The organism is Nocardioides sp. CCNWLW216 (assembly GCF_037120545.1).
Taxonomy (GTDB): Bacteria; Actinomycetota; Actinomycetes; order Propionibacteriales; family Nocardioidaceae; genus Nocardioides; species Nocardioides lianchengensis.
Genome location: NZ_JBBBBJ010000001.1, coordinates 138,814 through 162,931 on the forward strand (window position 1 = coordinate 138,814; position 24,118 = coordinate 162,931).

Consider the following 24,118-nt stretch of genomic DNA (forward strand, 5'->3'; position numbering starts at 1 on the left):
GGCTCCAGCACGGCCTCGCGGCATCTGTCAATACCCCATTGTGGCGCTGACCTGCGGAAACGTCGTTCTGAGTCGGTCTGACACGTGTTAGACTGGCTCTCTAGGAAGGGGAACCTGACATATGACTTTCACCGTCGGCGAAACGGTTGTTTACCCGAATCACGGGGCCGCTGTCATCGAGGACATCGAGATGCGGACCATCAAGGGAGAGGACCGGCAGTACCTCGTCCTGCGGATCGTCGCCCAGCAGGACCTGGTCGTGCGCGTCCCGGCCATGAACCTCGACCTGGTCGGCGTGCGTGACGTCGTCGACAAGGAGGGTCTCGACCGCGTGTTCGACGTGCTGCGTGCCGCACACGTCGAGGAGCCCACGAACTGGTCGCGCCGCTACAAGGCCAACCTGGAGAAGCTGCACAGCGGCGACGTCATGAAGGTCGCCGAGGTCGTGCGCGACCTGTGGCGCCGCGAGCGTGACCGCGGTCTGTCGGCGGGTGAGAAGCGGATGCTCGCCAAGGCCCGCCAGATCCTGGTCTCCGAGCTGGCGCTCGCCGAGCGCACCAACGAGGACAAGGCCGAGGCCCTCCTCGACGAGGTGCTCGCCTCCTGATCAGCGATCGAGGCCCCCGGACCCAGCGTCCGGGGGCCTCGATGCATTTGTAGGGTCGTGCCCGTGGAGTACGACGAGCCGGTGGCCGCCCTGGGCGCGGTGGTGGAGCAGGACCGCGGGTCGCTGCCCTTCGCGCTGCTGCACGGCGAGGCGCTGGTCGCCTGCGCCTCGTGGGCCCTCGGGGAGTCGGGGGTGACCCCGTTCGACCTCGGCACCGCCTGGGCCGGGCTGGTCGATGCCGGCGAGCCGGTGGTGCTGCACGACGCGCTCTGCCCGCTGACCCCGCCGGCCTTCCTCCGGGCCTGCCTGGAGGAGGCGGTCGAGCACGACGCGGTGGTCGTCGGCGTCCGGCCGGTCACCGACACGGTCAAGCACGTCGAGGGCGGGTACGTCGGCGCGACCGTCGACCGCGCGGACCTGCTGGCCGTGGCCTCGCCGGTCGTGCTGCCCGCCAGTGTCGTCACGGCGCTCGAGGACCTGCCGAGCAACGACTTCGCCACCCTGGTCGCAGCGCTCGCGGAGCGCTTCGCCGTCCGCACCGTCGAGGCGCCGCCCGCGGGGCGCCGGGTCGGCTCGCGGGACGACGTACGGCTCCTGGAGGCCCTAGACCAGAGCGGTCGCTAGTCCCAGGTCCTCGGCGAAGGTGATCTTCAGGTTGCCCGGTCCGCTGGGCACTGCGGCGATCCGCACGTCGGTGTAGCGCGCCAGGCAGCCGGCGGTGTCGGTGGCCTCGAACCCGTCCGCGTCGGCAGCTCGGTAGGCGGCCAGGAGCTCCCGGGCGGCGAAGGCCTGGGGGGTCTGCACCCCTGCCAGCTCGCCCGGGACCGCCCGCAGCCCGGTGGTGACCAGCCCGGCCAGGGGCGCGACCGGGATCGCGCCCCCGTGCTCGGCCGCCGCGGCGAGGACCGACCCCCACAAGGGGGCGCCGGCGAGCGGGCGGGCCCCGTCGTGGATCGCGACCAGGTCGAGCTCGCCGGCGTCGATGGCGGGCGCGAGGACCCGGACCGCCTGCCACTCCGACGCGTGCCGGGTCGGGCCGCCGTCGACCACGTGCACCTCCCGATCTCCGAGGTACGGCGCCACGGCGGCCCCCACGGCGTCGCCCTCGCCCGGCCGGACCACCAGCACCACGCGTCGTACGGCGGGCAGCGCCAGCGCGTCGGTCAGCGACCAGGCCAGCACCGGCCGGTCGCCGAGCGGCAGCAGCACCTTGTTGCGGTCCGCGCCGACCCGGGACCCGGAGCCCGCGGCGAGCACGACGACGGCGGTGGCGGGAGAGGTCACCCGGGCACGCTACCGACCGCGGGGACCGGCGCCGCGGAGAGGGAACGTTTTCCTGGCTGTTACATCCCGAAACAGGCCCCGAACACGCGACACCTAGCGTCACAGGTGCCGAGAGGAGGCGCGGGATGACGGGGTCCCACGTGAAGTCGCTCAACCGGTCGTCGCAGGATCGTCGATGACCCGGACGACGCGGACGACACCGCGTCCGGCCAGCACGGAGGAGTGGCAGCCGGTCTGCCGGGTCGCGGAGCTCGAGGTGGAGCGCGGCGCCACCGCTCTCGTGCACGGGCAGGCGATCGCCATCTTCCGCACGCCGGACGACACGGTCTACGCGCTCGGCAACCACGACCCGTTCGCCAAGGGGTCGTTCATCGCCCGCGGGATCGTGGGTCGTCGGGGCGAGGTCCCGTTCGTGGCGTCGCCGGCCCACAAGCACGCGTTCGACCTGCGCACCGGGAAGTGCCTGGACGACGGCCACGTGTCGGTCCCGGCGTACGACGTCAAGGTCGTCGAGGGCGTCGTCCTCGTCGGTCACCGCAAGCAGGACACCGCCGCCTGAGTCTGGGAGACCCCGCCATGAGCTGTCTCGTCACCGTCGCACGTGGAGCCGGCCGGGCCACGGAGGTCGCCCAGGAGATCACCGACCGGGCGGCGTCCACGCTGGGCGTGCCCGGCATCGTCTCGTACGTCGAGGACCGTGCACCGTCGCTCCAGGCGGTCGTGGACGCGGCCCGCGAGTCGAGCGTGGTGGTGCCGCTGCTGCTCTCGACCGCCCACCACCTGCTGCACGACCTGCCGCTGGTCGCGGCCTCGTCGGTCCACCACGTCTCGGTCACGCCGGCCCTCGGGCCGCACCCGCTGGTCGCCGCCGCGCAGGCCTCGCGGCTGATCGCGGCGGGCGCCCGGCCGGGCCAGCCCGTGGTGATGGTGGCCCTCGGGTCGAGCGACCCGTCGGTGGACCGGCACCTCGAGCGGGCGGCGCTGCTGCTGGCCGACAGCTGGACCGGCCCGGTCGAGCTCGCGACGCTCGAGGGCCGCGGCCGCCGCCCGGAGGACGTCGTCCGGCGGGGCGTGGTGGTCTCGCCGTACCTGCTCACGCCGGGGGCGGACGCGACCCGGGTCCGGGAGCAGTCGCTGGCCGCCGGCGCCGCGGTGGTGGCCGACGTGATCGGCGCGCACCGGTTCGTCGCCGACCTGGTCGCGCGGCGGTTCCGGATCTCCGCCCAGGCCTCAGCCGCCTGAGGGGACCAGCGCGTCCTCGACCAGCTCCACCAGCTGCCCCGAGACCAGCTCGTCGCGCTCCAGCGGCAGCATGTGGCCAGCGCCGGGCGCGACCAGGAGCCGGGCGCCGCGGATGGCGCCAGCGATCCGGCGGGCGTGCTCGGGCGGCGTGAGCAGGTCGCGGTCGCCGACGAGCACCCGGGTGGGGACGCCGTCGTAGGCGGCCAGGTCGGCGGTGCGCTCGTGGCGCATGAAGTCGCGGTAGAAGCCCGACATGGTCGCCGGCGGGCAGCAGATCAGCTGGTCGACGACCAGGCCGGCGTCGCGGAGCCGGAGCGGCTCGCCGAAGAGGAACCGGTTGACCACGGCGCGCTCGATGCTGGGGGAGCGGCGCCGGGTACGCCGGTTGAGCAGCCGCGCGCGGGTCGCGAGCACGAAGGGCAGCCGGTTGCGGACGGCCGGGCCGACTTCGGGCAGGCCCAGGGTGACCGTGTCGAGCCGGCCGGAGGACGTCGCGACGAACAGCAGTCCGGCGATCCGCTCCAGCAGGTCGGGCCGCACCCGGGGCAGGGCGGTCATGGTCATCCCGCCGATCGAGTGCCCGGCGATCACGAGGCGGCCGCGCGGGGCATGGACGTCGACCAGGTCGCCGAGGTCGCGGGCCAGGTTCTCGATCGTGCAGGCGCTCTCGGGGGCGGCGTCCGAGCGCCCGTGCCCGCGCAGGTCCCACGTCAGGATCCGGACGCCGGTCCCGAACCGGGCCAGCAGGTCGCGCACCTGGTAGTGCCAGTCCTCGGCGTCCGAGGTCCAGCAGTGGGCCAGGACGACGGTCACCGGCGCGTCCACCGGCCCGTAGGGCGCGACGTGGAGTCGCAGGCCGTCGAAGGTCCTCACCGCCGGACCACCAGGGCGGTCGCGACCGCGGCGACCCCGTCCCCGCGCCCGGTCAGCCCGAGGCCGTCGGTGGTGGTGGCCGAGACGCTCACCGGCGCGCCGATCGCCGTGGAGAGGGCCGCCTCCGCCTCGGCGCGGCGCGGGCCGACCTTCGGGCGGTTGCCGAGGACCTGCACGGCGACGTTGCCGATCTCGTAGCCCGCCTCGCGGACCCGGCGGGCGGTCTCGGCCAGCAGGGTCGCCCCGGAGGCGCCGGCCCACTGCGGATCCGCCGTACCGAAGTTCGAGCCGAGGTCGCCCAGGCCGGAGGCCGACAGGAGCGCGTCGCAGGCCGCGTGGGCGGCGACGTCGGCGTCGGAGTGGCCCTCCAGCCCGGCGGGCTCGTCGGGCCAGGAGAGCCCGGCCAGGTGCATCGGGACACCCGGGACCAGGCGGTGCACGTCGGTGCCGATGCCGGTGCGGAACGGGACGGGACTGACGGCGGGAGGGACGGTGGCCACGTGCCGATCATGCCGTGCGCGACAATCAGCGCGTGGACACCTCGCGCTCGTGGTCGTTGGCCGGCCTGGCGGCCGGTCTGGCCGGCCTCGCCACGAGCTATGCCGCGGCCAACGCGCTGCACGTCAAGTCCTCCCCGCTGGTGGCCGTGGCCGACCTGGTCATCCGGTTCACCCCAGGCTTCATCGCGGAGGCGGCCATCCAACGGCTCGGCCGCGCTGACAAGCCGCTGCTGGTGCTGGGCGTCATCGTCGTGCTCGCGCTGGTCTTCGCCTGGGCCGGGCGACTGGCCCGGCGCAGCTGGTGGGCGCCGACCATCGTCTTCGGCGCGCTGGCGGCAGCCGGGGCGGGCGCGGTCGCCGCGCTCCGCAACCAGCAGCTGGTCGACTTCGTGCCGGTCGCGGTCGGGCTGGTCACCTGGCTGGTCTGCCTGTCGCTGGTGACCGACCCGCTGCGGACCTTCGCGGGGCACCCCGAGGAGGTCGCGCCCAGCGGCGGCCACCACCGTCGTACCTTCCTGATCCGGGCGGGCCTGGTCGCCGGCGGCGCGATGGCCGTCGGCCTGCTGGGACGGGTGGTCGGCCGCGGCCGCCGCCAGGTCGAGCAGACCCGCCAGCTGCTGAAGCTGAACGGCGTCACCTCGCCCGCGGTGCCCGACGGCGCCCGGATCGGCGTCAAGGGAGTGACTCCCTGGCAGACCCACAGCGACGACTTCTACCTGATCCACGCCGGCATCAGCGTGCCGGCGATCGAGCCGCACGACTGGTCGCTGCGCATCCACGGGATGGTCGACCGCGAGCTCGTCCTGACCTACGAGGACCTCGTCTCGCGCGAGTTCACCGAGGGCTGGGTGACCCTGGCCTGCGTGTCCAACGAGGTCGGGGGCGAGCTGATCGGCAACGCCTGGTGGAGCGGCGTCCGGGTCGCGGACCTGCTCGCCGAGGCCGGCGTACGGGCGGGGGCGGACGCGGTCAAGCAGACCTCCCACGACGGCTGGACGTGCGGGACGCCGCTGGAGGCGCTGACCGACGACCGCAACGCGCTGCTGGCCGTCGCGATGAACGGCCGGCCGCTGCCGATCGACCACGGCTTCCCGGTCCGGACCGTGGTCCCGGGGCTCTACGGCTACGTGTCGGCCACCAAGTGGGTCGTCGACCTCGAGGTCACCCGCTTCGACGACTTCGAGGCCTTCTGGACCGAGAAGGGCTGGTCCGAGCTGGGGCCGATCAAGCTCTCGTCACGGATCGACGTGCCGTCCTCGGGCGACGACGTCCCCGCGGGCGACGTCGCGGTCGCCGGCGTCGCCTGGGCCCAGCACACCGGCATCCGGACGGTCGAGGTCGCGGTCGACGGCGAGGCGTGGCAGGAGGCCGAGCTGGCCCCGACCCCCGGCGTCGACACCTGGGTCCAGTGGGTCGCCCACGTCGACCTCGAGCCCGGCGACCACGTGCTGCGGGTCCGGGCGACCGATCGCGACGGGACCGTGCAGACCGGCGTGGTCGCGCAGCCCGTCCCGGACGGCGCCACCGGCTGGCACGAGATCCAGATCTCGGTGAGCGACGAGTGAGCGACTTCGCGGGTCGGGCCGGGGGCGCCCTGGTCGTCGGGGGCAGCGGCGGGCTGGGGCTGGCGATCGTCCGGATGCTCGCGGACCGGGGCTCGACCGTCGCGCTGACCTACCGCTCGAACCGACCGACCGAGACGCCGGGGCCGTCGTACGGGCTGGACCTGGGGGCGCCGAGCGTCGCCGCCGACGCGGCCGCCGTGGTCGAGGCCGTCGTCGCCGACCTCGGCGGGCTGCACACGCTGGTCTACGCGGCCGGGCCGCACGTCCCGATGACCCACCTGTCCGCCGTACCACCGGCCGCGATGGCCGCCCAGCTGGCCGCCGACGCGGCGGGGTTCTTCGCCGCCGTCCAGCCCGCCCTCCCGCACCTGCGGACCTCGCAAGGCTCGGTCGTCGCGGTCACCACCGCCGCCACCGCGCGCTTCCCCGTCCGGGACGGACTGTCCTCGGCCCCCAAGGCCGCCGTCGAGGCGATGGTCCGCGCCCTCGCCGCCGAGGAGGGCCGGTACGGCGTCCGTGTCAACGCGGTCGGCCCCGGCATGCTCACCGACGGCATGGCCGCCCGGCTGATCGCGGACGGCGAGCTGTCGGACGAGGCCCTCGCGATCACCCGCCGCAACATCCCGCTGCGCCGCTTCGGCACCGCGGCCGACGTCGCCGAGGCCGTCTGCTTCCTCGCCTCCGACCGGGCCGGGTTCGTGTCCGGGCAGAAGCTGGACGTCGACGGCGGCTACGGCGTATGAGCGGCCGCTACCAGGCCCCCGCGCCACCCGCCGGCAGCGGGTGCTCGTCGTCGTGGATGACGTAGACCAGGCCGCCGGAGGTCGGCAGCCAGGCCCTCTCGAACTGGCCGCGCTCATAGGTACGACGCACGCCGGCCCGGGTCGAGGCGGCCGGGTCGTTGACCACCACGTCGCCGGTGGCCGTGAAGCCGACGATCACCAGCAGGTGCCCGTTGGTCGACGAGATCGGCGCGCCGGACAGGCCGCCGCGGGGGAACGAGATCGACGCGACGACCGGGATGCCGGCCTTGATCAGCCGCTCGGCCTGGCGCAGCGAGGTGAGCCGGGTGACGAAGGCGTGGCCGGCCAGCGGAGCGGCGTACGCGGTGTTGAACGGCCAGTTGCCGGTGCCGCGGTAGTCGCGGTCGTACGTCGAGCGCGCGGCGTGGTCGACGAACGGGTCGGTGTGCCGCTGGGGCACCCAGGAGTAGGCCTTGGCCCGCGGCAGCGACCTGTAGTAGCCGAGCACCATCGAGGTCGAGGTCGGCGAGCACCAGGCCTCGCCGCCGCCGCCCCACTGGGGGGAGTGGCCGTCGTGGATCATCTGCGAGTAGCGGGGGACGTCGAGCACGATGCCGCGCGCGACGCCCGGCTTGGACGTCGCCGGGGCGGTGCCGGGCAGCCGCGAGGCGACCGCCCCGACCGCGTCGAGAGAGGGTGCCTTGGTGGTCCCCGTCTTGCGCAGCAGGACGACCTGCACCTGCCAGGAGGTCAGGCCGGCCGCCTTCGAGGCCACCCAGGTGTCGACGTTGACGTCGGCCAGGTCGTCGTCCTGGCCGGAGACGCTGGTGCGCTTGAGGTAGCGGTCGCCGGAGGTCCAGCGCCCGAGCACGTCCCAGCTCGACCGGGCGCCGTCGGCGGCCTTCCCGCGCACCTTGACCTCGATCCACGAGTCGCCGGGGGTGGTGGCCGACCACGAGGGGATCAGCTGGGTCAGCCCGAAGCGCGGCCTCACCCACGGCGAGGTCCAGCTGGCGGCGTTGTACGTCTTGCCGGCGTAGCGGCGGGTGGCGGTCGGCTTGGTCAGCACCACCCGGCCGGCGCGCACCTTCGCGCCCTTGACCGTGCCCTTGCGCAGCTCGGCGGTGGTGTCCCAGCCGGTGTGGAGGACGGTGCGGGCGGCGGCCCGGGCGGGCGCCGCCGAGGCCGTCGGTACGGCGGTCAGCGGGGCGGCGAGCAGGGCGGCGGAGGTCAGCACGACGGCGAGGGGAAGACGCACCCGGCCACGATACGCCGGTGAGTCCCATCCGTCCCAGCAGTCACAGGATCCGCGGATGCCGCCGCGCGGGCCCGCGATCTCTAGACTCGGGGGGTGACCCTCCGGCTCTACGACACCGCCACGCGCGACGTCCGTGACTTCGTCCCCCTCGAGGAGGGGAAGGTCGGCCTCTACCTCTGCGGCCTGACGGTGCAGTCCGAGCCGCACGTCGGGCACGTCCGGTCGGCGGTCAACTTCGACGTCCTGCAGCGCTGGCTGCGGCACACCGGCCACGAGGTCACGTTCATCCGCAACGTGACCGACATCGACGACAAGATCATCACCAAGGCCGCCGCCCAGGGCCGGCCCTGGTATAACCTCGCCGCGGCCATGAAGCGCGAGCTCGACGCGGCGTACGCCTCGCTCAACGTCGACCCGCCGACCTACGAGCCGCTCGCGACCGGCCACGTCCCGGAGATGCTGGCGCTCATCGAGCGGCTGATCTCGCGCGGGCACGCCTACGCCGCCGAGGACGGCTCCGGCGACGTCTACTTCGACGTCCGGAGCTGGTCGTCGTACGGCGAGCTCACGCGCCAGCGCCTCGACGACATGGAGGCGGCCGAGGACGCCGACCCGCGCGGCAAGCGCGACCCGCGCGACTTCGCCCTCTGGAAGGGCCGCAAGGAGTCCGAGCCGGAGACCGCGTCCTGGCCGAGCCCGTGGGGCCCGGGGCGGCCCGGGTGGCACATCGAATGCTCCGCCATGGCCGGCAAGTACCTCGGCACCGCCTTCGACATCCACGGCGGCGGCGTCGACCTGCGCTTCCCCCACCACGAGAACGAGCAGGCCCAGTCGCGGGCGGCCGGGCACGCGTTCGCGTCGTACTGGTTCCACAACGCCTGGATCACCACCGCCGGCGAGAAGATGAGCAAGTCGCTCGGCAACTCGCTGCTCATCCCCGAGGTCCTGAAGCGGGTGCGGGGGATCGAGCTGCGGTTCTACCTCGTCGCCGCCCACTACCGCAGCCATGTCGAGTTCAGCTTCGAGGCGCTGGAGGAGGCCGCCGTCGGATTCCGGCGCATCGAGGGCTTCCTCGAGCGGGCCGGCGACGTCGAGTCCGGCGAGCTGCCGGCGGCGTTCGTGACCGCGATGGACGACGACCTGGGCACGCCCGCGGCCGTCGCCGTCCTGCACGACACCGTGCGCGAGGGCAACAAGGCCGAGGACCCCACGCCGTACGCCGGGCAGGTGCTCGCCATGCTCGACGTGCTCGGCCTGCACCCGGCCGACCCCGCCTGGGGCGCCGCGTCGAGCGACGACGCCAAGCTGACCAGTGCCGTCGACGCCCTCGTCGCCGGCCTCCTCGAGGCCCGCGCCGACGCGCGCGCCGCCAAGGACTTCGCCGCCGCCGACGCGATCCGCGACCGGATCAAGGCGGCCGGCATCGAGGTCGAGGACACCCCCACCGGACCGAAGTGGACCCTGATCTAGATGCCAGGGGTCTCGCTACGCCCGCTCGTCCCTCGCGAGCCACTCGACCACCGATCCAAGGAGCACTGACGTGCCAGGGAACTCCAGCCGCAAGGGCGCCATCCGCAAGACCGCCAAGAAGCCGACCGCCGGGTCGGGCGGCCGCGTGAAGCGCGGCCTGGAGGGCAAGGGCCCGACGCCGAAGGCCAAGGACCGGCCCTACCACCAGGCCCACAAGGCGGTGAAGCGTGCCGAGAAGGCCGCGGCGACCCGTCCGCGGAAGCGCTCCAGCAGCGACATCGAGTGGATCGCCGGCCGCAACTCCGTGGTCGAGGCGCTCCGCGAGGGGGTGCCGGTCACCGGCGTGTACGTCGCCGCCGGCGCCGAGCGCGACGGCCGGCTGCGCGAGGCGTTCGCGCTGGCCGCCGACGCCGGGATCAGCCTGCTCGAGGTCAGCAAGAACGAGCTCGACCGGCTGACCAACGGCGCGGTCCACCAGGGGCTCGCGGCCAAGATCCCGCCGTACGAGTACGCCCACCCCGACGACCTCGTCGACGCCGCTGCGGCCAACGCCGAGGCGCCGCTGATCGTGGCCCTCGACCAGGTGACCGACCCTCGCAACCTGGGGGCCATCGTCCGGAGCGCGGCCGGCTTCGGCGCCCACGGCGTCGTCATCCCGGAGCGCCGGGCCGCGAGCATGACCGCCTCGGCCTGGAAGACCAGCGCCGGCGCCGCCGCCCGGATCCCGGTCGCCCAGACCGTCAACCTGGTCCGGCAGCTGAAGGCCTTCCAGGACGCCGGGCTGATGGTCGTCGGCCTGGCCGCCGACGGCGACGTCACGCTGCCCGAGCTCGTCGCGCCCGAGGGGCTCGGTGACGGCCCGCTCGTGGTCGTGGTCGGCGCCGAGGGCGGCGGCCTCTCGCGCTTGGTGGCCGAGACCTGCGACCAGCTGGTGTCCATCCCGATGGCCAACCATCTGGAGTCCCTCAACGCCGGCGTCGCCGCCAGCGTCACCCTGTACGCGATCTCCGAGGCGCGCGCCCGGAGGTAGATGGGGCCGTCGGGGTAGTCCGTCACACAGGGGTTGGTTACTCGCCAGTACGCAACCCTCGTGTGGCGGACTACCCCGACGGACCTCGCTAGAAGTAGTCCCGCACGTGCAGCTGGCGGCCGCCCAGCAGGGCGTCCAGCGCGGCGTCGTCCGCGGGTGAGCCGTCGGTGAGGTGGCCGGCCAGGCGGAGGTTGCCGCAGGACTGGGCGCCCGACCAGAGCAGGGCCAGGCCGTGCGGGGTCAGCACGGTCGCGGCCGGGTCGGCGGCGGACGGCGTGCAGCGGACGCCGTCCGGGCCGACCTCCAGCAGGTAGTCGCCGTCCAGGACGCCCAGCCGGTCACCCACCACCCGCAGCGGTACGACGGCCGCGCCCGCCAGCGGCAGCGCCTCGAACGCCCCGCGGACGTCGTCGACGCGGAGCATGTAGGGGTGCGTCTCGACCACGCTCCACGCGAGGAACGGCAGCACCAGCCGGGCCAGGTCGGCGCCCGAGGTGCGGACCCGGGCGGCCGGGACGACGGTGGCGAAGCTGCCGAGCACCCGCCACAGGGCGCGGCACGCGTCCGGGGTCAGGCCGATCAGGTCGAGGACCTCCAGTCGCGCGGCGGCGCCGTACCCCTGACCGCGGTCCCAGGACGCGTAGCCCACGACCGCCCCGTCCGCGTCGACGGCCACGGTGATGCCGGTGAAGCCGGCGAGCAGCTCTTCGTCGGTCGTGGGGAACGACGGGCCGCGGCGGGTCAGCGGACCGTTCTGCTGCGCGGCCCAGGCGTCGTACACCTCCCGGACGGCGGGCAGGTCGTCCAGCGTCGCGCGCCGGGCCGTGACGCCGACGGGCGGGCGCACCCGGGCCAGGCCGGCGGTCGGGACCTCGACGGTGTCGTAGGAGCCGACGACCTCGTAGCCGAACGGCCGGTAGATGCCGGGCGCGGTCGGGTAGAGCGTCGAGACCACCTCGCCGCGGGTGCGCGCGTCGGCCAGCACCGCTCCGACCAGGTCGCCGAGGAGGCCCTCGCCGCGGTGCTCGGCCGCCACGGTCACCCCGGCGATCCCACAGGTCGGCACCTCGACGCCGCGGAACCACGAGTGGTACTCCCGGCCGATCAGCCGGGCCAGCAGCCGGTCGTCCTCGAAGGTCCCGAAGCTGTGCCGGCCGGGGTGGGGGAACTCCGCGGCCGTCGGGACCGGCGTCCCCGCCGGCGGGGTCCCGAAGGCCTCCAGGCCCAGGGTCACGGACCGCTCGAAGTCCTCGACGGTCACCGGACGGGTCACGCGCTCAGCCATGGGCAGCAACCTACGGCCCGTCGCCCAGGTGTGGCTGCCGTCACCTTTGCGGTGGGATCTCGTTGAGGAACTGGTACCTGTTCTACTTCGAGGGAGATCGTCGTGTCCCGACGCTGTTCGGCCCTGCTCGTCAGCCTGCTCGCCCTGCTCCTCGCGGCGTGCGGCTCGCAGCTCGATCCCCAGACCGTGTCCCAGGTCAACGGCGGCGCCGGGGGAGCCGGTACGACGGCTGACGGTGGCGTGCCCGCCGCCGGCGAGGTCCCGGCGGGCGAGGTGCCCGGGGCGGCGACCGCGGGCGGCGGCGAGGCCGCGGCCGGCGGTGCCGGCGCGTCCGGGGGCGGCGGTGCGGCCGCCGGCGGGTCCGGTGGCGCGGGCGCGGCCGGCGGTGGCAAGACCGGCAGCACCGACGGCGGCAAGGGCGCCAACAGCGCCAGCGGCGGGGTCAAGGGGGCGACCTGCGACGGCTTCAAGAACGGCCCCGGGATCACCGACAAGACCATCACCATCGGCAACGCCTCCGACGTCTCCGGGCCGGTGCCCGGCATCTTCGAGGCCAGCCAGGACGCGGTGCGCGCCTACGTCGCCTACTTCAACAGCACCGGCGACGTCTGCGGTCGCAAGCTCGCGCTCAAGACCTACGACACCCGCGCCGACGCCGGCGCCGACCAGCAGGCCTACGCCAAGGCCTGCGAGGAGACCTTCGCGATGGTCGGCTCGATGTCGGCCTTCGACTCCGGCGGCGCCGCCACCGCGGAGAAGTGCGGCCTGCCGGACCTCCGCTCGGCCGCGGTGACCCGCGAGCGGAGTGCCTGCGGCACCTGCTTCGGCGCCCAGTCGACGAACACCGGCCAGCACCAGAACGCCGTGGCCGACTTCGTGCTGAAGAACTACGGCTCGGCCGGCCAGCACGCCGGCTTCCTCTACATCAACGCCGGCGCGGCGGCCCAGAACGCCGTGGTCCAGGCCAAGGCGATGGGCAAGCGCGGGATGAAGTTCGACGTCGTCCAGGGCATCGACATCACCGAGTTCAACTACGCGCCGTACGTCCAGCAGCTGAAGGACAAGAAGGTCGAGGTCGTCTTCTGGACCGGCGCCTACCAGCAGTCGGTCCGGCTCCGGCAGGCCATGCAGCAGCAGGGCTACCAGCCGAAGCTCTACCTGCGCGACCCGACCGACTACAACCCGGCGTACGTCTCCGAGGGTGGCGACGCCGTCGACGGCACTGTGGTCTTCACGAACTTCACGCCGTTCGAGGAGGCCGCGAAGAACAAGGAGCTCGCGCTCTACCTCGGCTGGCTGGACCAGGTGAAGCCCGGCGCGACGCCGTCGTTCTTCGGCCTGTTCTCGTGGTCGGCGGCCCGGCTCTTCGTCGAGCGGTCGATCGCCCTCGGCGGCAAGCTGAACCGGGCCGGGCTGATCGCCCAGGTCAAGGGCGTGAAGAACTGGACCGCCAACGACCTGCACTCCCCGCAGCAGGTCGGCGCCAAGCAGACCGGCGAATGCTGGCGCTTCATCCAGCTCAAGGGCAGTGCCTGGAAGCCGGTCGGCGGCACGAAGTACCAGTGCTCCGGCATCACCTCCGGGGGCTGAGCAACTGATCGGACGTTTCTCGTCCGAAATCCTTGTGTGGTCCCCGTCACCTTTGGCGCCGTGACTCGTTACTGGTACGTGTTCTACTTTCTGGAGGACGCCATGACGACCGGTCTCGGACGGTCACATGGGCGTACGACGAGGGCCCGCCGGGCCGCCGTCGGCGCCACCCTGCTCGCGCTGACCCTCTCGCTCGCCCTCGCGGCCTGCGGCTCCCGGCTCGATCCCGACACGGTGGCCCGCACCGGCGCCGACACCGGCGTCACGGGGTCCGGAGGGACAGCCGCGGACGGCACGGTCCCGGAGGGTGCCGAGGCCCCGGTCCCGGGTGCCGATCCGGCGGCCTCGGCGCCCGCCGGGCCCGGGTCCGAGCCGGCCGGCGGTGCTGGGCCCGGTGGTGGCGGCCAGTCCGCCGCACCGGGCGGTGGCGGCGGCACGAGCGGATCCGGCGAGAACGCGGCCGACGGCGGCACCAAGGCCGGCGGCTGTGCGGGCTTCAAGAACCAGACCGGCATCACCGCCGACACGATCACGATCGCGAACGCCTCGGACATCTCCGGTCCGGTGCCCGGCATCTTCGAGTCCGCCCAGCAGGCGACCCGCGCCTACGTCGCCTACTTCAACAGCACCGGCGACATCTGCGGGCGCAAGCTGAAGGTGGCCGCGCTCGACAGCCGCGCGGACGCCGGCGCCGACAACCAGGCCTACACGACCGCCTGCGAGAAGTCGTTCGCCGCGGTCGGGTCCCAGTCGGCCTTCGACTACGGCGGCGCGGCGGCGGCCGAGAAGTGCGGTTTGCCCGACGTCCGCTCCTACTCCGTCTCCGCCGAGCGCACGGCCTGCCGCACCTGCTTCGCGGCGTACGCCGTCAAGCCCAACCAGGTGCCCTCGGCGATGCCGCAGTACTTCAAGAAGACCGCGCCCGACGCCGTGAAGAGCGTCGGCATGCTCTACGTCAACGCCGGGGCGGCCCCCGACAACGCGGAGAACTTCCGGGCCGCGTGGCAGAAGAACGGCTGGAACGTCACCGTCTTCCAGGGCATCGACACCTCGGAGTTCAACTACGCCCCCTACGTCCAGCAGCTGAAGGACAAGGGCGTGAAGCTGGTCAACTACACCGGCCCCTACCAGTTCACCGTGCGCCTGCAGCAGGCGATGGCCCAGCAGGGGTTCGAGCCGGAGATCTTCCTCCAGGACGCCACCATCCACGACCAGCGCTACGTCGACGAGGCGGGGGAGTACGCCGACGGCGTCTACGTCTACTCGCAGACCGGGCTGTTCGACGACTTCAGCAACAAGGAGATGGAGCTCTACCGGGCCTGGCTGGCGCAGGTCGACCCGGACGCGGAGCCCAACACCTACGGCGTCTACGCCTGGTCGGCCGCCCGGCTGTTCGTCCAGCAGGCCATCGCGCTCGGCGGGCGGCTGAACCGGCAGACGCTGGTGCAGTCGCTGGCCAAGGTCAAGGACTGGACCGGCAACGGCATCCACGCGCCCCAGCAGGTCGGCGCGGAGACCACCACCAACTGCGTCTCGATCATCCGGCAGCAGGGCGGGAGCTGGAAGAAGGTCTCCCCCGGCAAGTACCTCTGCGGACCGCTCACCGACACCGGCCTGGGGCGTGTGCCCGCAGCCCGGGCGGCGCCGACGCCGCCCCAGCGGAGCGCTGGCGGCGTTGCCGACACGCCGGAATACGCCCGGTATGACGACGCGTCGGCGCCTGGCCATCGCACCACTGGTACGACGCCGGCATCCACCCGGACCACGACCACACGCCCCAGGAGGCTGATGTGACCACGTTCCTGGCCTTCACCGTGTTCGGCCTGTTCAGCGGCGCGGCGTACGCCATCGCGGCCAGCGGGCTGGTGCTGACCTACACCACGACGCGGGTCTTCAACATCGCCCACGGCGCGCTCGGCATGGTGATGTCCTTCGTCTTCTGGGACTTCAGCGTCCGGCAGGGACTGCCGACCTGGCTGGCCCTGGTGCTGGTGCTGCTGGTCGTCGCCCCGGCGACCGGCTGGCTGCTGCAGCGCTTCGTGACCCGAGGTCTCGGTGAGGGGCCGGTCAGCGTCGCGCTCGTGGTCACGGTCGGGCTGCTGGTCGGCTGCATCGGCTTCGCCACCCAGATCTGGCCGCCGGAGGCCCGCTCGGTCCTCCCGTTCTTCCCGACCACGTCCTTCGAGGTCGGCGGGGTGATCATCACCGGCCACCAGCTGCTCACCATCGTGCTCTCGGCCGCGACCGCGCTCGGCCTCTACCTGCTGCTCAACCGCACCCGCATCGGCACGGCCATGCGGGCCTCGGTCGACAACCCCGAGCTGCTGCGGCTCTTCGGCGGCAAGCCCGACACCGCGGCCGCGCTCTCCTGGGCTATCGGGGTCGCGTTGGCCGCGCTGGCCGGCGTGCTGCTCGTCTCCCAGGTCGGCCTCGACTACTACGCGCTCACGCTGCTGGTCATCAACGCGTACGCCGCCGCGATGCTGGGTCGGCTGAAGAGCCTGCCGATGACCTTCGCCGGCGCGATGGCGCTCGGGCTGGCGACGTCGTACGCCTCGGGGTACCTGCCGACCGACGGGCTGCTCAACAGCGTCCGCAACGTCATCCCGGCGCTGTTCCTGTTCCTGGTCATCGTGCTGATGCCGCAGGCCCAGCTGCGGATCGGCCAGGTCAAGGGCATCGTCTCCGCGCCGCTGCCGTCGATGACGAAGTCGGTCGGCTGGGGCGCCGCGCTGCTGCTCGTGGTGGCGCTGCTCGCCGGCTCGTTCGCCGACTCCGACCTGCTGCTGGTGGGCACCGCCGCGACGTACGCGATGGTGATGCTCTCGCTGGTCCTGCTCACCGGGTACGGCGGCCACGTCTCGCTGGCCCAGCTCACCTTCGCCGGGGTGGGAGCGCTGGCCTACGCCAAGCTCGACGAGCCCAACCTCTACGGACTGGCCCTCTCGGCCCTGATCGCGGCCGGCGTCGGGGCGCTGGTGGCGCTGCCGGTGCTGCGGCTGACGGGGCTCTACCTCGCGCTGTCGACGATGGCCTTCGCCTACCTGATGGACAAGATGGTCTTCCAGGCCGAGTTCGCGTTCGGCTTCAACGGCACCCTGCCGGCCGAGCGGATGTCGGTGCTCGGCACCTCGATCACCAGCACCGGCGGCTACGTCATGCTGATGGCGGTCTTCTTCGTGCTGACCGCGCTGGCGCTGCTCCTGCTGCGCCGCGGCCCGGTCGGCCGGCTGCTCATCGCGATGCGCGACAGCCCGGCCGCGTGCGGCACCCTCGGCCTCGACCTGCGCTGGTTCCGGGTCGCCCTCTTCGGGCTCTCCGCCGGTATGGCCGGCCTCGCCGGGGCCCTGTACGCCGGGCTGCGGCAGACCATCGGCGCGGCCGACTTCCAGTTCTTCAACAGCCTGCCGCTGCTCCTGCTGGCGGTCGTCTTCGGCGTCACCTCGGTGACCGGCGCGACGCTCGGCGGCGTCGGCCTGATGCTGCTCCCGGTCATGCAGAGCGACCACCCGGGCATCGCCGGGCTGATCTTCGCCGTCATCGGCTTCGGCGCGGTCGCCGCGGGCCGCGACCCGAACGGGCTGGCCAACCAGCTGTTCCGGGTCGGTCGGCTCGCCGAGACGAAGGCGCTCCCGCAGGTCTGGGAGCGGCTGCCGCGGCTCCCGGAGCGCGGGGAGGTCGACGCGCCCGCGGAGGCCGTCGTACCCGGCCTGGCCGACCAGCGCCCCGACTCCAGGCCCGACAGCAGGAAGGTGCCCGCCCATGTCGCTCCTTGAGGTCGACGACGTCGTCGTCCAGTTCGGCGGGGTGACCGCGGTCAACCACGCGAGCTTCGCCGCGCACGCGGGCCGGATCACCGGCCTGATCGGGCCGAACGGCGCCGGCAAGACCACCTGCTTCAACGTGATCAGCGGTCTGCAGCGCCCGACCCGCGGGAAGGTGCGCTTCGACGGCCGCGGCGTCACCCGGCTGCCGGTGCACCGTCGCTCCAAGCGCGGCATGGGCCGCACCTTCCAGCGCCTCGAGGCGTTCGGGTCGCTGTCGGTGCGCGAGAACGTCCGGGTCGCCTTCGACATCCACCGCGGGCCGCTCGGCTGGATCCGCCCGTCGTCCGCCGACGTCGACGCCCTGCTGGAGCGGGTCGGCATCGCGTCGTACGCCGGCGAGCGCGCCGACTCGATCCCGACCGGCACCGCCCGGCTGCTCGAGCTGGCCCGCTGCCTGGCCGGCCAGCCCAAGCTGCTGCTCCTCGACGAGCCGTCGTCGGGCCTCGACGAGACCGAGACCGACGCCTTCGGCGAGCTCCTGCAGGAGCTCGCCGCCGAGGGTCGGGCGATCCTGATGGTCGAGCACGACATGGACCTGGTGATGGGCGTCTGCGACGACATCCACGTGCTCGACTTCGGCTCGGTGATCGCCTCCGGCCCGCCGTCGCTGATCCGCTCCGACCCGGCCGTGCAGCGGGCCTACCTGGGCTACTCCGACGTCGAGGACGCCGCCGACGGCGCCGACGACCCCGCCGACGACCCCGCCACCGTCACCCAGGTGCTGCCCGTGGTCCCCGAGGAGGTCCGATGAGCGGCGTGCCGATCCTGGAGATCGTCGACCTGCACGCGGCGTACGGCCGCATCGAGGTGCTGCGCGGCGTCGACCTGGTCGTCCCCAAGGGCGCCGTGATGGCCCTGCTGGGGCCCAACGGCGCCGGCAAGTCCACGCTGACCAAGGTGATCTCGGGCGTGAAGTCGCCGACGAGCGGCGACGTCCACCTGGGCGGTGTCAACGTGCGCGGCGCCCCGCCCGAGGAGCTGGCCCGGCTCGGGCTGTGCACGGTGCCGGAGGGGCGGTCGGTCTTCCCCAACCTGACCGTGCAGGAGAACCTCACCCTGATGTCGTACGCCGGCGTCCCGGCCGAGTCGGTCCTCGAGACGGCCTTCGCCTACTTCCCGCGCCTCCTCGAGCGCCGCGGCCAGCTGGCCGGCACCATGTCCGGCGGCGAGCAGCAGATGCTGGCGATGGCCCGCGCGCTGGCCTCGGACCCGGCGCTGCTCCTGCTCGACGAGCTGTCGATGGGCCTGGCGCCGCTGATCGTCGACGAGCTCTACGAGACCGTCGCCCAGATCGCCGCGTCCGGCGTCTCCATCCTCTGCATCGAGCAGTTCGCCCGCACCGCGCTGCGGGTCTCCGACTACGCCGCCGTCATGTCCGGCGGCCGCGTGGTCGCCACCGGCGAGCCCGCCGAGATCCTCGAGACCATGTCCGACGTCATCCTGGGAGGCGCGGCATGAAGCCGTTCGTCGTACCGTTCCTGGCCGCAGGCCTCGTGGCCGCCGTTCTCCCGTGGGGCGCCGGTCCCGCGGCCGCCGAGGAGAAGAAGCCGTTCAGCGGCTACAGCACCTCCGCGAAGGCGACGCCGGTGAAGCTCGAGATCTACGAGCCGACCATCCCGGTGCCGGCCACGCCGCAGCTGGAGCTCTCGTTCGGCTACAGCACCGTCGAGGCCGACTCGAGCAGCTCGCAGGGCCGGTCGAGCTACCTCTGGCCGGGCGACCCGGTCGGCGAGGGGCTCAAGACCATCGTCGAGCAGCTCGGCCTGCCGCCGGAGCTGGCCGGCCCGATCGCGGCCCAGGGCTACCCGGTGCAGGTCAACTCGCAGTTCCCGGCCGGGCCCGAGAGCGAGACCGACGAGCCGTTCCCCGGCACCGTCATGCGCACCACCTCCGGCGACGGCGCGGTCAGCGCCTCCACCGGCTTCTCGTCCGACTGCGACGTCTCGGCGCCGGCATCGGGCGGGGGAGTCGCGCCGGGCCTGCCGGGTCTCCCGGCGCTGCCGGGTCTGCCGGCGCTGCCGCTGTCCGAGCTCCCGGGCGGCCTGGGTGCCCTGACCGCGGCGCTGCCCGGCCTGAGCACCAGCAGCGCCACCACCAACCAGCCGCCAGCGGCACAGGCCTCCGAGCCGGCCGCGGCCGACGAGCCCGTCGCGGAGGAGACGGCGGCCTGCCAGATCCCGCCCGCGCTGAGCGCGCTGGTCGACCTCGGCGGCTACGTCTCGAGCTCGAAGTCGGAGGTGGCCGACGGCCAGGTCGTCACGACGTCGCGCGCCTCGCTGGGCGACGTCCGGCTGCTCGGCGGCATCGTGACCATCTCCGGCATCCACGCCACCGCGACGTCGTCCAGCGACGGGAAGTTGGGCGTGCCCGCGGGCGCGGCCCGGTTCGGCACCATCACGATCGCCGGTCAGGAGTTCGCCTTCGGTCCCGACGGCTACACCGCGGTGGGCCGGTCGGGGACGATCCCCGGGCTGCCCGACGACGCGGCCAAGGCGCTGAAGATGCTCGGCATCACCCTCACCCTGCCGACGCCCGAGAAGGTCGTCGAGGGCGACAGGGCGTCCACCGCGCTGGCCGCCCTGCAGGTCGAGATCGACACCGCGGTCCTCTCGCCGGTGCTCCGTCAGCTCCCGCTCGCGACGATCCTGGCCAACGTGCCGTTCCCGCCCGAGGCGGCCGTCCTGAAGAGCCTGCTCGGTGCCCTGCCCAACCTGGCGCCGCGCGTCGTGCTGACCCTCGGGTCGGCCGAGAGCGAGGTCGACACCGTTCAGGGCATCGTCCCGCCGGACGTCCCGGCCACCGCGCCGGAGACGCCGGCGGCCCCCGGCGGCGAGGGTGCCGACCAGCCCGCGGCCGGTGCCGGGTCGGGAGCCGGAGCGGGCGGTGGGTCCGCCGTACCTCCGGGTGGGACGGGGGCGCCGACGACCCCGACCGACGCCGACGCGTCCGCGGCCGGCGACCTGCCGCCCTCGGCCCCGGCCGCCGCCGGGCTGCCCCCGCTCTTCTCCATCCCCGGCCTGCTGCTCCTCGGGGGCATCGCCCTGGCCGCCGTCGCCGGCAGCTACCTGCGCCGGCTCGGCGCGGCCGCCCTCGGCGGCGGCGCCTCCTGCTCGCACGGCCTCGACAGCGGCCTGCCCGACCTCCGAAAGGCGTGACCATGACGACGCTGCACCCCACCTCGCAGCCCACCAGCCTGCCCGGCACCCGCGCGGCCCTCCCTCGGGCCGGCGTCCGGCCGTCCTCCGACGGCGCGGCCCCGCTGAAGAACAACCACTACCAGCTGCTCCAGGTCGTGCTGTTCTGGGCCGGCGCGATCCTGCTGCCGCTCGGGCTCGTGGTGATCGTGCTCGGCTGGTACGGCGCCGCCAACACGCCGTACCAGTACGACCAGCTGTCCTACCTGGTCTCCGGCGGCCTGCTCGGCCTCGGCCTGACCTTCGTCGGCGGATTCCTCTACTTCGGGGCCTGGCTGGCCCGGATCGCCGACGACGGTCGCCAGTCCTCCAAGCGGCTGGCCGACACCCTGCTCGTGCTCGCCGACGTGACCTCGCGCTCGGCCGCGATCAACGACCAGGGCGTCGACGTCGCCGCCATCCCGGTCACCGCCGGCGAGGGCACCACCCTGCACCGCCGTGACTGCGCCCTGATCGCCCACCGCGACGACCTCCGTCCGGCCGGCGACAACCCGAGCCTCACCCCCTGCCGCGTCTGCCGCCCCTGAGCCCCCTCTCCTCGGCCGAGGCAGGGCGGGGGCAGGGTCAGGCTCGGAGGAGGGCAGGGTCGATCAGCAGGTGCTGGGAGACGTCGCCGACCTGGTCGACGTGCATGACCCGCTCGTCGAACCACCACCCGTCGTCCCGGCGCCGGAAGGTGTCGGCGTAGCGACCGGTCACCACCACCTGCAGCGGCAGCGTGGGGGTCGCCTGCGTCACCGTGAAGTACGACGACGCGACGGCCGTCCCGGCCTCCTCGTCGACCCGCACGCGCAGGTTCGTCACCGCGTGGTGGGTCAACGGGGTGCCGTCGTCGTAGCGCCGGGTGGTCGCCTCGTAGAGCGCCTGCACCCGCTCGCTGCCGCGCTGGCCGGCGAGCGTCCCGTGCGCGAACAGCGCGCCCACGCCGGCGAAGTCACCCGCGTCGATGCGCTCGGCGTAGCTGAGCAGCAGGTCCTCGATCTCGCGCGCGCTGTCGGTCACGGCGCGAATCTAGGACGAGGTCGCGGGCGCGGCTGCGCTGTCCCCGATCAGCGGGACGGCCTCAGCGCCGCCCGAGCCGGAACGTGACGGTGCCGACCGAGCGGGCGACCGACGCCGTACCGGGGTAGACGACGCGAAGCGTGGTCTGGCCGGCGGCGCGGAGCTTGCGGCGGGGGACGTTCACGGTGACCCGGCCGCGCCGCAGCGTCGCCCGGCGGACCAGGGTGCCGTCGCCGCGGCGGATCTCCACCCGGCCGGTGGCGTGCCCGCGCGGCACGTCCACCCGGACCGCGACCCGGACCCGCGAGCGCAGCACCTTCAGCACGCGCGCGGTGACCACGGCCCGGGCCGGCGCGGCCGGGGTCGGGGGTACGACGACCGCGTCGGGGTCGGGCACGGTGACCGCGAGGGTCATCGAGGTCGCGAGGTGGGTGCGGGTGCGGGGGAAGGCCAGCCCGACCGCGTGCGTCCCGACGTCGAGCAGGCCCGCCGGCAGGGTGACCGAGAAGACGCCGCCGGTGACCGTGGCGCGGGCCAGCTCGCGGCCCTCCGCGGTGAGGACGACGGTGCCGGTGGCCGCGGTCTCGGAGCGCACCGTGCCGGCGATGCGGACACCGTCGGTGCCCGTGATCACGGCGTGCGCGGTGAGGTTGGTGGCACCGCGACCGATCGTGAACTCGTCGAGGACCCACGGGGCGGTGTCGGGCTGGCGGACGTCGTACACCCAGCTGGTGACGGTGCGCGTGCCGGTGTCGAGCGCGGTGAAGACGCACAGGTCGTTGCTCTGCACGAAGGGCAGCGGCACGCCGTCGGGGTTCAGGAACGGGGCGACGGTCGGCAGGATCGGCTCGAGTCCGCCGGGGTTGCCGAGCGCGAGGTAGTTGTCCGCGTTCCACGGCGCCGGCGGCAGCGGGCGGGTCCGGCTCGAGAGGCTGTCGAAGGCGCCGTAGGTGTTGCCGGTGTTCGACGTCTCCAGCCAGTTGGTGCCGCTCTCGGAGCGGAACCGGTTCCACAGGTGGCTGTGGCCGTTGAGCACCAGGTCGGTGCCGGCCTCCTCCAGCAGCGGCTGCAGGTCGTGGAGCAGCATGTTGTCGCGCGGGTGGTACTCGTAGCGCACCGAGGTGAGCGCGCCGGCGGCGTCTCGGGTCTCGATCCGGTCGGGCTCGGCGAAGACCGGCATCACGTTGTCGCCGAGGCCCTGCGGCCCCTCGTGCAGGACCACGACCTTGATCGCGGCGCCCTGGAAGGCCTCGCTCGCGAGCTCCTCCTTCAGCCACTCGTACTGCTCGCTCCCGGCCGCGAGCGACTCGAACACGAACTCGCCGTACCCCTGGGCCATCGGGTCGGGGAGGGCCGCGACCGGCTCCTGGTAGCGGCTCACGACCGTGCGGTCGGCGGGCAGCGTGTTGGCGTTCGTCCCGCGCCAGATCCGGGTCGAGAACAGGCTGACCAGGCGGACGTCGCCGACGGTGGTCGCGTAGTAGCGCTTGCCGCCCGGCGAGTCCTCCGGCAGCGAGAAGATCTCCTCGTACGTCGTGGTGCTCCACGAGTTGTCCTCGAGCCACTGCGCCTTGATCGCTGGGTCGCCGCCCGGGTTGACGGTCGCCTTCACCTGCTCGTAGCGGCGCTCGGCGATCTCGACGGGCACGCAGTTGTTGAGGTTGAGCGCGGTCAGGCCGTCGACCCGGCCCTGGACCTCGTGGTTGCCGATCGAGGGGTAGAGCACGGCCGACTGGACGATCTCGCCGCCGGCGTACGAGCGGCCGCCGGTGGAGACCCGGCCGCCGCGGCCCTGGAGGGCGGGGAAGAAGCCGCTGCCCCGGGTGTCGTCGAACCACTCCGAGGCCCGGTCGGGGACGTTGACCAGGTCGCCGGCGAGGAACACCGCGTCGATGGTGCCGAGGGTGGCCTTCGCCAGGGCCAGGTTGGCCGGGGTGTTGACCATCGCCTGGTGGTCGCTGGTCAGCATGATCGTGAGGTCCTGGCCCGGCTTCGGCGCGGGCGCCAGCTCGAAGGTCCCCGAGGCCGCGAACGCGCCGCCGTCGGTGCTGACGATCCGGTACGGCGTCCGCGCGCCCAGTCCGGTCGCGACCGCCTCGTGCCGGTGCACCTCCCGGGGCGTCATCGTCGTCGGCTTGTCGGCGACGTTGGACGCGGCGTCCTCGACCACCCGGGACAGCCGGAACGAGCTCGCGGCGAAGGCCCGGACCCCGGCCGGCGGGGTGCCGGTCGCCGCCGCCACGAGCTGCGCGTCGGTGAGCGCCTCGACGGCCTCGCCGACGAGCAGCGTGTGGCGGGCGCCGGCGTACTCGGTCATCCAGACGACGGAGACGCCGTCCGCGGTCGGCGCCTGCAGGAAGGGGTCGGTCAGCAGGCCGAGGGTGCCCGCGCGGGCGGTCGACAGCACCCGCGCCGTCCGGGCCGAGGCGGAGCCGGAGAGGAGCGCGGGGGCGAGGGCCAGCGCGCCCGCGGACGCGGCGCCGACCGTGACGACGGCGCGGCGGGACCAGGACGGGGAGGAGGTCATGCCGGTGACGCTAGGAAGCGACCGACACCGGTCGGTGAACGGACGACGACCGCGGGCGGGCCGGTGGGCGGCCGGCTCGCCGTACGACGGTGACGGCCGCCTCAGTCGCCGGCCGGTTCAG

Annotated in this window: 22 protein-coding genes; 15 read left to right on the forward strand and 7 right to left on the reverse strand. The window is 73.6% G+C overall.

The window, feature by feature from the left end; all coding sequences use genetic code 11:
* Positions 1–121 precede the first annotated feature (121 nt).
* Together V7S47_RS00595 and V7S47_RS00600 are read left to right on the forward strand one after the other, a co-directional pair.
* Entirely contained in the window at positions 122–607 is a 486-nt protein-coding gene (locus V7S47_RS00595; RefSeq protein ID WP_090860676.1) for a CarD family transcriptional regulator, read from the forward strand.
* Between the two features lie 63 nt (positions 608–670).
* Positions 671–1,231, forward strand: coding sequence for a 2-C-methyl-D-erythritol 4-phosphate cytidylyltransferase (locus V7S47_RS00600; RefSeq protein ID WP_336559803.1), 561 nt, complete (start codon positions 671–673; stop codon positions 1,229–1,231).
* Here V7S47_RS00600 and V7S47_RS00605 read toward each other — a convergent pair.
* Positions 1,211–1,891 (reverse strand): IspD/TarI family cytidylyltransferase, encoded by a 681-nt coding sequence (locus V7S47_RS00605; RefSeq protein ID WP_336559804.1) that lies wholly within the window; start codon positions 1,889–1,891, stop codon positions 1,211–1,213. The two genes, V7S47_RS00600 and V7S47_RS00605, sit on opposite strands and share 21 nt — an antisense overlap.
* 175 nt (positions 1,892–2,066) lie before the next feature.
* Between V7S47_RS00605 and nirD the strand changes: the two genes are divergently transcribed.
* Together nirD and V7S47_RS00615 are read left to right on the forward strand one after the other, a co-directional pair.
* Complete coding sequence (gene nirD, locus V7S47_RS00610; protein ID WP_090860674.1) at positions 2,067–2,450, forward strand: nitrite reductase small subunit NirD; 384 nt, start codon at positions 2,067–2,069, stop codon at positions 2,448–2,450.
* A 17-nt stretch (positions 2,451–2,467) separates the two neighbouring features.
* Positions 2,468–3,133 carry a sirohydrochlorin chelatase gene (locus V7S47_RS00615; RefSeq protein WP_336559805.1) on the forward strand — a complete coding sequence of 222 codons (666 nt, stop codon included), beginning with the start codon at positions 2,468–2,470 and terminating at the stop codon, positions 3,131–3,133.
* Here V7S47_RS00615 and V7S47_RS00620 read toward each other — a convergent pair.
* Together V7S47_RS00620 and ispF are read right to left on the reverse strand one after the other, a co-directional pair.
* Positions 3,122–4,006, reverse strand: a complete 885-nt coding sequence (locus tag V7S47_RS00620) for an alpha/beta fold hydrolase (RefSeq protein WP_336559806.1) — start codon at positions 4,004–4,006, stop codon at positions 3,122–3,124. The genes V7S47_RS00615 and V7S47_RS00620 overlap by 12 nt on opposite strands.
* Positions 4,003–4,506 (reverse strand): 2-C-methyl-D-erythritol 2,4-cyclodiphosphate synthase, encoded by a 504-nt coding sequence (ispF, locus tag V7S47_RS00625; RefSeq protein ID WP_336559807.1) that lies wholly within the window; start codon positions 4,504–4,506, stop codon positions 4,003–4,005. Before ispF ends, V7S47_RS00620 begins: the two co-directional genes overlap by 4 nt.
* A gap of 32 nt (positions 4,507–4,538) precedes the next feature.
* On the opposite strand from ispF, the gene V7S47_RS00630 reads away from it, so the two are divergent.
* Positions 4,539–6,071 carry a molybdopterin-dependent oxidoreductase gene (locus V7S47_RS00630; RefSeq protein ID WP_336559808.1) on the forward strand — a complete coding sequence of 511 codons (1,533 nt, stop codon included), beginning with the start codon at positions 4,539–4,541 and terminating at the stop codon, positions 6,069–6,071.
* A complete protein-coding gene (locus V7S47_RS00635; protein WP_336559809.1) occupies positions 6,068–6,814 on the forward strand; it encodes an SDR family NAD(P)-dependent oxidoreductase in 747 nt (248 codons plus the stop codon). The genes V7S47_RS00630 and V7S47_RS00635 overlap by 4 nt, the downstream gene beginning before the upstream one ends.
* Positions 6,815–6,821: 7 nt before the next feature.
* On the opposite strand, the gene V7S47_RS00640 is transcribed toward V7S47_RS00635, so the two are convergent.
* Positions 6,822–8,072 carry a C39 family peptidase gene (locus V7S47_RS00640; protein WP_336559810.1) on the reverse strand — a complete coding sequence of 417 codons (1,251 nt, stop codon included), beginning with the start codon at positions 8,070–8,072 and terminating at the stop codon, positions 6,822–6,824.
* Between the two features lie 93 nt (positions 8,073–8,165).
* On the opposite strand from V7S47_RS00640, the gene cysS reads away from it, so the two are divergent.
* Together cysS and rlmB are read left to right on the forward strand one after the other, a co-directional pair.
* On the forward strand, positions 8,166–9,542 hold the full coding sequence (cysS, locus tag V7S47_RS00645; protein WP_336559811.1) for a cysteine--tRNA ligase: 1,377 nt from the start codon (positions 8,166–8,168) through the stop codon (positions 9,540–9,542).
* Between the two features lie 70 nt (positions 9,543–9,612).
* A complete protein-coding gene (rlmB, locus tag V7S47_RS00650; RefSeq protein ID WP_336559812.1) occupies positions 9,613–10,572 on the forward strand; it encodes a 23S rRNA (guanosine(2251)-2'-O)-methyltransferase RlmB in 960 nt (319 codons plus the stop codon).
* A gap of 88 nt (positions 10,573–10,660) precedes the next feature.
* Here the strand turns inward: rlmB and V7S47_RS00655 are convergent, their stop codons facing one another.
* Positions 10,661–11,857 carry a GNAT family N-acetyltransferase gene (locus V7S47_RS00655; protein ID WP_336559813.1) on the reverse strand — a complete coding sequence of 399 codons (1,197 nt, stop codon included), beginning with the start codon at positions 11,855–11,857 and terminating at the stop codon, positions 10,661–10,663.
* 102 nt (positions 11,858–11,959) lie between these two features.
* On the opposite strand from V7S47_RS00655, the gene V7S47_RS00660 reads away from it, so the two are divergent.
* Genes V7S47_RS00660 through V7S47_RS00690 form a run of 7 tightly spaced genes read left to right on the forward strand, consistent with a single transcriptional unit; the run spans position 11,960 to position 20,995 of the window.
* Positions 11,960–13,447, forward strand: coding sequence for an ABC transporter substrate-binding protein (locus tag V7S47_RS00660; RefSeq protein WP_336559814.1), 1,488 nt, complete (start codon positions 11,960–11,962; stop codon positions 13,445–13,447).
* 60 nt (positions 13,448–13,507) lie between these two features.
* On the forward strand, positions 13,508–15,241 hold the full coding sequence (locus V7S47_RS00665; protein WP_336559815.1) for an ABC transporter substrate-binding protein: 1,734 nt from the start codon (positions 13,508–13,510) through the stop codon (positions 15,239–15,241).
* Complete coding sequence (locus V7S47_RS00670) at positions 15,238–17,223, forward strand: ABC transporter permease (RefSeq protein WP_336559816.1); 1,986 nt, start codon at positions 15,238–15,240, stop codon at positions 17,221–17,223. Before V7S47_RS00665 ends, V7S47_RS00670 begins: the two co-directional genes overlap by 4 nt.
* Entirely contained in the window at positions 17,210–18,025 is an 816-nt protein-coding gene (locus V7S47_RS00675) for an ABC transporter ATP-binding protein (RefSeq protein ID WP_336559817.1), read from the forward strand. Before V7S47_RS00670 ends, V7S47_RS00675 begins: the two co-directional genes overlap by 14 nt.
* Positions 18,022–18,732 carry an ABC transporter ATP-binding protein gene (locus tag V7S47_RS00680; RefSeq protein WP_336559818.1) on the forward strand — a complete coding sequence of 237 codons (711 nt, stop codon included), beginning with the start codon at positions 18,022–18,024 and terminating at the stop codon, positions 18,730–18,732. Before V7S47_RS00675 ends, V7S47_RS00680 begins: the two co-directional genes overlap by 4 nt.
* Positions 18,729–20,429: a choice-of-anchor P family protein gene (locus tag V7S47_RS00685; protein WP_336559819.1), complete on the forward strand. Its 1,701-nt coding sequence runs from the start codon at positions 18,729–18,731 to the stop codon at positions 20,427–20,429. The genes V7S47_RS00680 and V7S47_RS00685 overlap by 4 nt, the downstream gene beginning before the upstream one ends.
* 2 nt (positions 20,430–20,431) lie before the next feature.
* The gene (locus V7S47_RS00690; RefSeq protein ID WP_336559820.1) at positions 20,432–20,995 is read left to right on the forward strand and encodes a hypothetical protein; all 564 of its coding nucleotides are present in this window, start codon (positions 20,432–20,434) and stop codon (positions 20,993–20,995) included.
* Positions 20,996–21,032: 37 nt separating this feature from the next.
* Here V7S47_RS00690 and V7S47_RS00695 read toward each other — a convergent pair whose 3' ends face one another.
* Together V7S47_RS00695 and V7S47_RS00700 are read right to left on the reverse strand one after the other, a co-directional pair.
* A complete protein-coding gene (locus V7S47_RS00695; RefSeq protein WP_090860657.1) occupies positions 21,033–21,470 on the reverse strand; it encodes a nuclear transport factor 2 family protein in 438 nt (145 codons plus the stop codon).
* 61 nt (positions 21,471–21,531) lie between these two features.
* Positions 21,532–23,997, reverse strand: a complete 2,466-nt coding sequence (locus tag V7S47_RS00700; RefSeq protein WP_336559821.1) for a metallophosphoesterase family protein — start codon at positions 23,995–23,997, stop codon at positions 21,532–21,534.
* Positions 23,998–24,118: the final 121 nt, after the last annotated feature.

Excerpts from the sequence above, each read along its gene's own strand:
- V7S47_RS00595 (WP_090860676.1), top strand. The coding sequence starts at position 122 with ATGACTTTCACCGTCGGCGAAACGGTTGTTTACCCGAATCACGGGGCC.
- nirD (WP_090860674.1), top strand. The coding sequence starts at position 2,067 with ATGACCCGGACGACGCGGACGACACCGCGTCCGGCCAGCACGGAGGAG.
- V7S47_RS00615 (WP_336559805.1), top strand. The coding sequence starts at position 2,468 with ATGAGCTGTCTCGTCACCGTCGCACGTGGAGCCGGCCGGGCCACGGAG.
- V7S47_RS00655 (WP_336559813.1), bottom strand. The coding sequence starts at position 11,857 with ATGGCTGAGCGCGTGACCCGTCCGGTGACCGTCGAGGACTTCGAGCGG.
- V7S47_RS00675 (WP_336559817.1), top strand. The coding sequence starts at position 17,210 with ATGTCGCTCCTTGAGGTCGACGACGTCGTCGTCCAGTTCGGCGGGGTG.
- V7S47_RS00680 (WP_336559818.1), top strand. The coding sequence starts at position 18,022 with ATGAGCGGCGTGCCGATCCTGGAGATCGTCGACCTGCACGCGGCGTAC.
- V7S47_RS00685 (WP_336559819.1), top strand. The coding sequence starts at position 18,729 with ATGAAGCCGTTCGTCGTACCGTTCCTGGCCGCAGGCCTCGTGGCCGCC.
- V7S47_RS00690 (WP_336559820.1), top strand. The coding sequence starts at position 20,432 with ATGACGACGCTGCACCCCACCTCGCAGCCCACCAGCCTGCCCGGCACC.
- V7S47_RS00700 (WP_336559821.1), bottom strand. The coding sequence starts at position 23,997 with ATGACCTCCTCCCCGTCCTGGTCCCGCCGCGCCGTCGTCACGGTCGGC.